Source organism: Microbispora sp. CSR-4 (assembly GCF_008033685.1).
Classification (GTDB): domain Bacteria; phylum Actinomycetota; class Actinomycetes; order Streptosporangiales; family Streptosporangiaceae; genus Microbispora.
The window spans coordinates 1-9,520 of record NZ_VJVX01000104.1 but is presented as its reverse complement, the minus strand read 5'-3'; the positions used below and the strand labels follow the sequence as shown (position 1 = coordinate 9,520).

Annotated in this window: 11 protein-coding genes; 8 read left to right on the top strand and 3 right to left on the bottom strand. The window is 63.0% G+C overall.

Annotation, left to right across the window (positions count from 1 at the left end; all coding sequences use genetic code 11):
* The 3 genes from FLV34_RS37970 to FLV34_RS37960 form a co-directional block, all read left to right on the top strand.
* Positions 1-709, top strand: a 709-nt coding sequence (locus tag FLV34_RS37970) for an XRE family transcriptional regulator (protein ID WP_261986062.1), incomplete at its 5' end; no start/stop codon positions are given.
* A gap of 2 nt (positions 710-711) precedes the next feature.
* On the top strand, positions 712-1,188 hold the full coding sequence (locus tag FLV34_RS37965; protein ID WP_147945455.1) for an NUDIX hydrolase: 477 nt from the start codon (positions 712-714) through the stop codon (positions 1,186-1,188).
* Between the two features lie 3 nt (positions 1,189-1,191).
* Positions 1,192-1,686: a hypothetical protein gene (locus FLV34_RS37960; RefSeq protein WP_147945454.1), complete on the top strand. Its 495-nt coding sequence runs from the start codon at positions 1,192-1,194 to the stop codon at positions 1,684-1,686.
* A 9-nt stretch (positions 1,687-1,695) separates the two neighbouring features.
* Here the strand turns inward: FLV34_RS37960 and FLV34_RS37955 are convergent, their stop codons facing one another.
* The 3 genes from FLV34_RS37955 to FLV34_RS37945 form a co-directional block, all read right to left on the bottom strand.
* On the bottom strand, positions 1,696-2,253 hold the full coding sequence (locus tag FLV34_RS37955; protein WP_147945453.1) for an HD domain-containing protein: 558 nt from the start codon (positions 2,251-2,253) through the stop codon (positions 1,696-1,698).
* Between the two features lie 64 nt (positions 2,254-2,317).
* Positions 2,318-2,797, bottom strand: a complete 480-nt coding sequence (locus FLV34_RS37950; RefSeq protein ID WP_147945452.1) for a GntR family transcriptional regulator — start codon at positions 2,795-2,797, stop codon at positions 2,318-2,320.
* Positions 2,781-3,134 carry a hypothetical protein gene (locus FLV34_RS37945; RefSeq protein ID WP_147945451.1) on the bottom strand — a complete coding sequence of 118 codons (354 nt, stop codon included), beginning with the start codon at positions 3,132-3,134 and terminating at the stop codon, positions 2,781-2,783. Before FLV34_RS37945 ends, FLV34_RS37950 begins: the two co-directional genes overlap by 17 nt.
* Positions 3,135-3,294: 160 nt before the next feature.
* Between FLV34_RS37945 and FLV34_RS37940 the strand changes: the two genes are divergently transcribed.
* The 5 genes from FLV34_RS37940 to FLV34_RS37920 form a co-directional block, all read left to right on the top strand.
* Positions 3,295-4,020: an XRE family transcriptional regulator gene (locus tag FLV34_RS37940; RefSeq protein ID WP_147945450.1), complete on the top strand. Its 726-nt coding sequence runs from the start codon at positions 3,295-3,297 to the stop codon at positions 4,018-4,020.
* 752 nt (positions 4,021-4,772) lie between these two features.
* A complete protein-coding gene (locus FLV34_RS37935; RefSeq protein WP_147945449.1) occupies positions 4,773-6,026 on the top strand; it encodes a hypothetical protein in 1,254 nt (417 codons plus the stop codon).
* Between the two features lie 26 nt (positions 6,027-6,052).
* The gene (locus FLV34_RS37930) at positions 6,053-8,128 is read left to right on the top strand and encodes a hypothetical protein (protein ID WP_147945448.1); all 2,076 of its coding nucleotides are present in this window, start codon (positions 6,053-6,055) and stop codon (positions 8,126-8,128) included.
* Between the two features lie 230 nt (positions 8,129-8,358).
* The gene (locus tag FLV34_RS37925) at positions 8,359-8,718 is read left to right on the top strand and encodes a hypothetical protein (RefSeq protein WP_147945447.1); all 360 of its coding nucleotides are present in this window, start codon (positions 8,359-8,361) and stop codon (positions 8,716-8,718) included.
* Positions 8,719-8,922: 204 nt separating this feature from the next.
* On the top strand, positions 8,923-9,520 hold a 598-nt coding region (locus tag FLV34_RS37920; RefSeq protein ID WP_147945446.1), incomplete at its 3' end, for an HAD family hydrolase.

The following is a 9,520-nucleotide window of genomic DNA, read 5'->3' as shown; positions in this document are numbered from 1 at the left end:
GGAACGCGGGGTGAGCATCGCCGAGCTGGCGACCGCGATCCAGGTGGACCCCAAGACCGTCGAACGCTGGATCACCAAAGGCCGCGCACCGTACCGAAAGCACAGGTACGCCGTCGCCGCTCACCTGGGGATGGACGAGAGTTACCTGTGGCCCGAGGCCCTTACCCGGGAACAGGTGGCCTCAGCGTCCGAGAGCGAGATCGTCACCGTCTACCCGCACCGCTGGGCCGTCCCCCGGGACGCCTGGGGACGTCTGTTCGCGTCCGCCACGCAGGAAATCGGAGTCCTCGTCTACAGCGGCCTGTTCCTCGCCGACGATGCCGGCATTGTGCGCATGCTCGGCGAGAAGGCCGCCGCCGGAGTACGGGTGCGCATCCTGCTCGGCGACCCCGACAGCCCCGAGGTCGCCCAGCGCGGCGCGGACGAGGGCATTGACGACGGGATGGCCGCCAAGATCCGCAACGTCCTCGTCCTCTACCGGCCTATCCGCGGCTTGGACGGGGTGGAGATCCGGCTTCATCGGACGGTGCTGTACAACTCCATCTACCGCGGCGACGACCAGCTCCTCGTCAACACACATGTGTATGGAGTGCCCGCCGGCAACGCCCCGGTCCTGCATCTGCGGAAGGTGTTAGGCGGGGACATGGTCACCACGTACGTCGACAGTTTCGAACGGGTGTGGGAGCAGGCCACGTCGGTAGGGTCGTGATCGTGGCCCGCCGCATCGACTACTACGACGACCCTGACGCTCCCAAGCCGAACAGCTTGGTCCCGTCCGTCAACATCGTCGTCACCAACGACGCCGGGGACATTCTGATGATCCGTCGCAGCGACAACGGCAACTGGGCCGTTCCCGGCGGCGCAATCGACCTTGGGGAGTCTCTCCCACAGGCCGGCGTACGCGAGACCCTCGAAGAGACCGGGGTGTTGTGCGAGATCACCGGCCTCGTCGGCACCTACACCGACCCCCGCCACGTCATCCTTTACACCTCTAACGGCGAGGCCCGGCAAGAGTTCTCCATCGTCCTCACCGCCCGTGCCGTCAGCGGCGAGCCGACCCCCAGCAGCGAATCCACCGAGGTCCGCTGGGTGCCACGGGACCAGGTCGAGGCTCTGCCGATGGACCGCTCGATGGCCCTGCGCATCGGCCACTTCCTCGCTGGCACCGGCCTGCCGTACATCGGATAAGCCATGACTTTGCTCCTGCACCCCACCCCTGCCAAAAACATCCGCTCGATCCGGAGGGTGGGAATCCGCGCCGTCAGCGTGGGGCGGAGCGATGCCACAGGCGTCTGTTGCTTGCCGGCGTTGCCCTCCTACCAGATCACCTATCAGTGGGGCCGTGAGCTGCGGCGTAACGGGCAGCGCACTCTCGTTGCCGTCCACTTCCGCATCCCTGATGACGAGCCGGTGTTGGTGGGCCACTACAACGCCCCGCCGGTCGAACTCGGCAGTGCCGCAGCCGCGGCCCTGATCGCCGAGCATCAGGACGCCCGCGGATACGAACTCCTGGTCCCGCGCCCGATCCAGGCCAGCGAGATTCACCGCATCAGGGGCGTGAACCAGGTCACCGGGTGGCGCTATATGCCCAACGCACACGGCATGCCGCCCTGCGGATGCCCGATCTGCAACCCTCGCGGAGCGTACGGCGCAGCCAAAATCCGTAAGGCATACATGGCTGAGTGAGCCTGTCGGTCAGCGGGCCGACAGTTCGCGCAGTTTCGTCTCAACTGCGTCAACAGCCGCCAGGATGCAAGGCGTAGACGTCGTAATTGATCGGCTCACCAGGTGGTCCGGGCCATAGCGGGAGTGGATCTCAGCCAGGCGCTCGTGTGCGTCAAGGTGCCGGCCGTCCGGGCCAGTGGTCATGTCGCAGTAGGTCAGCGCTTCCACCAGCTCCGGCCGTTCCTGGGCGAACTCGGCGTTAAGGATGTTGAGCAGGCCGCGTTCGGTGGCTTCGTTGACCGCGCAGGAGTGATGGGCGACCAGGCGGCACAGTCGCTCGTCGGCGCCCGCCACATCGCGCAGGTAGCGGGCGCCATCGAGGGGGTGAAACCCGGTGTCGACGAGCTTCGGAGAGTAGCCGATGTCGTGGAGGTAGGCGGCGGCGGTGAGCGTGTCGGCCTCGTCGCCAAGGATTGGGGCCAGCGAAGCGGCTCGCACCGCCACACCCTGGGTGTGTGCCCAGCGCCGAGGGAGCGGCTCGGCAAGGAGTCGTTCGGCCAGATCACGCGCCCACTCGGCTTGTCCCATGAGACAGACGATAAGCACTTCGCGGCCCCGACCTAGAGCTCCAACCCGGACGTCCCAGGACGTCTCACTTCTGATGCTGCACGAACCGGCCCTTGCCCTGTTGAGACACGATCAGCCCTTCCCGCTCCAACTCCGCGAACGCCTGCCGCACCGTGTTGCGCGACGCCTCATACAACCACCGGAGTTCGGCTTCGCTGGGCAGCAGGTCGCCAGGGCCGAGGTCGCCCCGCTCGATCCGCCGCCGTAGCTCCCGGGCGATGACCTGGTAACGGTAGGAGGCGTCGACAGGCTGATCAGCGCCTTGTACGAGCCGCCCCTTCGACGGGACTGTCACGATCAACCCCTCAGCCTCTAAGGCCCGCAACGCGCGACGCACTGTGTTGCGGGCAACACGGAATTCCGCGGTCAGGGCGGTTTCCGAGGGCAGCGCTCGCCCTGCTGGATAGACACCCGCGCGAATCCGCTCGCGTAGCCGCTCGGCCAGCTTGCCCGAGACGCGCTGCCCGGTCAGCCACGCCTTGCGCCGCTCAGGAGCGGTGCGCATCGAGGATCTTTGCCAGGTCAATGCCGAGTTCGCCCTGTTCGCCCTCGGGCCAGCCCTCGCGCGCCGCCTTCTCGATCCGGTCGGCCGCTGGCCCCAGCTTCAGGCATGAGACCCGTTCGTCGTGTTGGTCACCCCAGTAGAACCACAAGAACGCGAGGTGGACGTAGACTCGGCGGGGCCGTAGCCGACTGTCGGTGACGTCCAGGGCTGGCCGGTTCTTTTCATCCACGATCAGGACCGTCGTGATCCCGCGCTGTTCCAGCTCATCCCGCAGCTCCGTCAAGAGCTGTTCCTGATACTCGCGCTGCCGCTTCTGAACCGGCCGCAGTTTTTCCATGCCTGACGCTCCTTTCGGCTTGGGGTGGGCGCGTTCATCGCGCCCATGCCGAATGAGCTTCCGCCGAGGCGGGGAACCTCTACACCGCGACTAAGGGACGTCTGGGGACGTCTCGTGTTAACGTCGCAGGCAGAGCCGCCGCCCCGGGAGGTACACCGCCGTGAGCGACACCCTGCGCCATGCCCTCGCACGAGCACGACTCCAAACCGTCGACGTCGCTGCCGCCCTCGAAGTCGACCCCAAGACGGTTGACCGCTGGCTCAAGGGCCGCATCCCCTATCCACGCCACCGTTGGGCCCTCGCCGACATGCTGCAACTCGACGAAGGCGACCTCTGGCCCGACGTCGCTCAACCCCGGCGAACCATCTCCCACGAAGTGAAAGCCGTCTACCCCCACCGCTGGGCCATACCGCAGACCATATGGCGCCGGCTCTTCCAGGGTGCAAGTCGTGAGATCGACATCCTGACCTACAGCAGTCTGTTCCTCGCCGAGGACACCGGCATGATTCGCCTGCTCGCCAGCAGGGCCGAGGTAGGCGTGAAGATTCGCATCCTTCTCGGCGACCCCAACAGCCCCGAGGTAGCCGCCCGAGGAGCCGAAGAAGGCATCGGAGCTGACGTCATGGCCGCCCGAGTACGCAACGCCCTCATGCTGTACCGGCCGCTCCAGGACGTCAATGGGGTGGAGATCCGCCTCCACCGCACGACGCTCTACAACTCCATCTACCGGGCCGACACCGAGCTTCTCGTGAACGTCCACGCCTATAGCGTCCCGGCAGCCCAAGCCCCCGTGCTGTACCTAACGGCCACCAAAGACGAAGACAGCACAGCCGTCTACCGCACCAGCCTCGAACGCGTCTGGACCACCGCCGAACCGCTCCGCTGACGACCCGTCTCGCTGCAGGAAGCTACTTTTCTTCTCGCTATTGAAGCGGCCCGCCTACGGCGGCCCGCGTCGCGCGCCGGTCGGCCAGCCGGCCGGGCTGCGGCTCTTCGGCCGGTCCCGGCCGGCGCCGCCCGCGCGCTCCCAGCCCCGAGATAGAACGCCAGACGATCGAAGACCACCGCGGCCAGGACGACGCGGTCAAGCTCGCCGAGGCATCCGGCAGGAAGAGCCGCAAGGGGCTCCGCCCCCTGCACCCCCGGCCCTCCTCGGAGATGAGCCGGAAAGGCGCGGGTGGGAGGCGGTCATCTCCTCGCCGGCCACCCCGAAGGGATGCCAGACCGGCCGCCCAAGGTCAAGCCGTCTACTGCGGGCAGGACAACCAGCCGATGTGGAAGGTCACCGGGAACATGTACACGCAAGAGACGGCTTGACCTTGGGCGTCCGGCCCGGCATGGCTACGCCTGCCCGACGAGGAGATGACCAGCCGCTTGATCCACGCACTGTACGTATCCGTGGGCTTGAGAGGCGGACGCCTGAAGCGACAGAGGTCTCACATGCCGGAATGCATAGAGGCAGACCTCAATGGCGACTGAGACCAGATAGCGAAAGGGAGGTGTCCAGCTGCACCCATGTAAGTGGACGGCTCAGGGTTGCTCGGTCCAGCGAGACTTGACGCGACACGGCTCGATTGCGGCTACTTATAGCTGAGCCTGAGGAACCCAATGCGGATAGTATGAGACACCCTCGGCGACATGAAGCGGGACGCGGACCAAATGGATCACCGTGCAGAGTTCTCGGCGGCAACTCGAAAGATCATCGCAGAACGAGCGGGATATCAGTGCTCCGTATTGAATTGCGGACGGCTGACGGTGGGGCCAGGGCCGGGAAAAACACAAGTCGTGAATGTCGGCATGGCCGCCCACATCTATGCCGCCTCACCCAGCGGTCCGCGCGGTACGGGCGGACTTTCCGCTGCCGAGCGCAGCGAACCTGAGAACGGTATTTGGTGCTGCTATTCCCATGGTAAGGCTATCGACTCTGATGCAGGGCATGCTTATTCCGTTGCCCAGCTCAAGGCATGGAAACGACTCCACGAGGCCAGAAAAGGCGCCGAGGTAAACGGTCGACCCCAAGATCACTTCGGACTAGTTGAATCGATTGCCGTCAACTCCGCGCCGGGATCGCTAGCGGGTCGCAGATTCGAGTTGGGGATGCGCAACATAATCACTGGTCCTAACGCCAGTGGTAAGTCAATATTGGCCCGCCTTATCGCAAGTGTCGCGTACCCGGACCATGTCGCAGAGCTTTCTCATGATCGGGATGTAGATATTGAAGTAAGGTGGTTTGATCCACAAACGCATGACGTGGCCACCAGTGGTAGGTCGGGCAATGTGACTCATGTTCTCGACGGACGGCCTGTTCCATATGTTGCTCGACCCTACAAGACGGTACTCCTTTCTATGCGGGAATCCGCAGGAAGTATTGGAAGCCTTATTTCCCTCGCCCAAGTGTTCGACCTCAGCTCATCCGCAATGAAGGCTACCCTGGGCATGCTCGCGGAGACGGGTGGGCTCATTAAAGAGGTGCGCGTAATGGGTACGCGGATCGATTGGACACTAGACGTCAACGGCCGAACGGTTCGGTCGGTTGGGGACGCTTCGCTTAATCGATCAATAGAGTCCTTAATTCTGATGGAGCTGGCCGTTGTGCACGCCCAGCACCATGCACGCGTCGAGCCTACCTTCCTGCTCCTTGACGAGGCACTTGATTTTTACGTCCCAAAGGTGCAGATCGCTGCACTGGAACGGCTGCAGAAGGCGGCCGAACATGCACAGGTAGCAGTAATTAGTCACTCTCCAACAATCGCTGCAGAGGCTGCCGCAGACTGGACTCTGACCACGCTCGATAATCATCGTCCTAGGGGTAGCCAAGGCGTTACTGGTCCCATTGATTTCGAAATCGAAGCCACTGCTATCCCGCCTGGTGGCCGGCCAGCTGGTATCTGATTTCTGGACAGCTTAGGGAGCAGCGTATGGCTGACACGCTCGACGCCGCCCAGTTGCGCCGCATCATCGCGGTTCACCGCGGCTTCTTATATCAGCACCTGTACGCGGTCGGCTGTTTGCTGCGTTTAGAGGAAACAGGGGCGCAGGTCCTGCTCGTCGAGCGAGATGAGGACCTTGAACTTCTCTTTCCGGACCGACGGTTGTACCTACAGGTAAAGACGCGTGATGGTGAACTGGGATGGAGCGATCTTCGAAGTTCTGTCGAGCGGTTCGACAACATCCGGAAGGAACACGAGGCAGGGCGGCGTAGCGGTACTCCCGCGCTAATCGTGGTTAGCAACACTACACCTGGCGTCAGGCTCCTCGGCAGGATACAGAAGCCGGACTGGCCCTCAGACATCACTCTGCTGTGGCCGAATGGCCCGCATGAGCAGGACATCTGGCTGCCAACGCCTGGGCGGGACGTCGAGGAACTGCTCCAGTGGTGTGTTGCAGTGGCCGGACAGATTCCCTTCGGATCTCTCACTCCAGAGACGCTGATTTGGAAGCTCGCCGCCCGCGTTCAGTACGCATGTACTGGCGCGCACGGCCACTCTTTCGCCGCGTCTGACTTAACAGAGCTGTTCGAGCAGTTCGTTGAGGAACTACAAGCATTCCCAGAAATTCCCGAGTTCTACCGGCCCCAGGACGGGGAGCCGACGCTGTTTAGCGAGCAGCGCGCACGACTAATAGTCGGATTCTCCGGCGCGGGTAAGACCACGTGGGCGGCGCAGGCGGCGGCGCACTGTCCACTCCCCGTTACTTACTTCGACGTCGGCGGCCTGCCGCCTGCGGCCGTGGCCGGTTCGCTGGCCCGAGAACTGGCCGCGCGACACCTTAGCGGCAGCTCCCGAGAGCTGCGTCTATCCTCCGGAGCGGGTTTGGACGTCCTACGCGCAGTTCACCTCCGCCTGTCCCAGGAACAAACCGCCGTCGCGGTGATCTTGGACAACACCCATCAGCTCCCCGCCAGCGAGCTTAAGGCCTTAATCGATGCTCTGCCGACGGCTCGGTTCATTCTGCTCGGTCAGCCCTGGCCGGATCAAACTTTGCTCGCAGCTCAACTGGGCATCACTATAGAGTCGCTTCCTGGATGGCACACCGACGCTGTTGCGGCTGCATTCAGCGCCGAGGGCTGCAGTCTGGACTATCCCACCGCGCGACGCGTTCTCGCGATTACTGCTGGTCTGCCGCTCTATGTGCTGAACTCCGCTCACCTAACCCGGACCCTCTACGCCGCTGACGGCGCCGCTTTCTGCGACGCCTTACAGGAACAGATGCACACGGCCCCCACCGCGCAGGAACTCATTCTGGAAAAGACTTTCGAACACCTCACCGAGACTGCCAGGACATTCGCCGCCCTTCTCGCGCTCGCCGAAGTTCCCCTAACAGGTCGCGAGCTGCTGCGGATGGCATCAGCGGCTGGTCTGGAGCGGCCCGCCGTAAATGCGCGGGCACTGCGTGAACTCGCGTCCCACGGCGTGACACAGACCTTCGCCGACGGCCACATCAAGCTTCACGACGCCGTCAGGCCGATGGCCACCGTCTATCTGGACAATCTTGCAGAAGGACCGATCGAACAGGCTCGGTACGCCCTCTGCGGCCTGTTGGAGGGCAAGCGGGACCTACCTCGACTGGCCCGCTGGATGCGCCTGCTTGCACACACGGATCAGATCGACACCCTGCTTGACCTCACCACACTGGAGGGCTTCTACGAAGGTGGCTATCCAATTGAACTTCGTGCGGTACTGGCAGATGTAGCCCAAAACCCTGACCGGGATATAGCAACTCAGTTCGATGCCCGAAATGCGCTGATCACCTGGGCATATATGGACAAAGACTGGAAGGCATACCAACACCACTTGCGGGCAATGGAAGCCCTCATCGAGACCGCTCAAAGTGGGATGGGAAAACGCGAGAGGGCCATTATCACCAGTAGGCAGCTCACCCTGTTTGGACGACTGGGGGACCTGCAGGGCTTGGAGAGAGCTTTCGATAGGGCTATCGCACAGGTCACGATTCCCTCTCTCTACGTTACGACTACTCTGTCGGCCTCTGGCTAGCGGGTAGATACGAGGCTGCCGGCCAGGTGGCAATGGAATGTGCTAACGCCTATTGTGCTCACCTCGGCCTCAACGATGAGACCCTCCTCGGCCCGATTAGCGCTCTGCGAGCGGCATGTCTGCGCAGTGAGACACCTGATGACTATAAGCGACTTGGGGACTGCTATTCGTTATTTGTCAAGAGTTGCCGCAAGCTCGAGTTGGACTACGGTTCAAGAGCGATCATCGCTATGAACCTTTTCCTGGTTACGGGTGCCTGGCGCTCCGCTGTCGACTCTGGGCAGGACGTGGTCGAGACCTTGATGCGTGTCAATGAACCCCATAAGGCCCTGAACCTACTTGACCGACAATTGCTGCCAGTTGCGGAGCAATGCAACTTGCCAGACTTGATTGTCGGACTACGCTCACAACGTGCGGTAGTACTGGCCTATACGGGGGATATCATGGCAGCGCGGGCAGAAATCAACAACCTCAGATTGTACGAGGCTACGCCTGAACAGGCCGATGACATTCGCCATCAGACCTACATCATCGAACATCTCAGCAGGTATCGCCCAGTGCCCCCGTCCTCGGCCGATCCCTCCAACTAGCACATAGCCGATCGGAAGGTCGGCCACGAGGTGGACGACCGCTGGCGCCGTAGCAGGCGGGATATGTGCGGGATGATCTCTACCCGGGTCACGCCACTGCATTAAGCTGAACCGCAGAGCAGGGCCTGTGTGAGCCGGGTAACCGTAGTGCTTCAGAAAACCGTTAGGCCCTTGACGGACCGCGCTCCTCGTATGCTGTACGCCGTGCAGAGGCTTGCGCTCTTTGACCTGGACAACACCCTTGTGGACCTGGACGAAGCGTTTCGGGTTTGGGCCGCGGAGTTCGTCGACGAGCGCGCCCTCGATCGTGACGCGGTCGCCTGGATACTCGCGCTGGATCGGGCTGGCTACCCGCATCGTGAGGTGTTCTTTGCCAGGGTCCGCAAGCACTTCGCCTTAGCAGAGTCGGCCGAGGAACTGTGGGGCCGCTACCGCAAGCGCATACCGTACCTCGTTCAATGCCGCCCTGAAGTCCTGGAAGGACTGGCGCGGCTCCGCGCGGCTGGATGGAAGGTGGCCATCGTCACCAACGGGACAGCGGACAACCAGCTCGGCAAGATCCAGCGGACAGGACTGGCCGAGGCCGTCGACGCTTACGCGCTCTCTGGAATCGAAGGTACCCGCAAGCCCAGTGTCGGGCTGTTCGAGATCGCCGCTCGGCGGTGTGGCATGAGTCTGGCTGCTGGGGGATGGATGATCGGAGTGAACCACTCCGACTTTCGTGGAGGCCCTGAAGCCAGCATCATCTGCTGGCGGAAGGGAGAATCACGTCACGATGCCAGCCCCGAGGAAGTATCCCCAA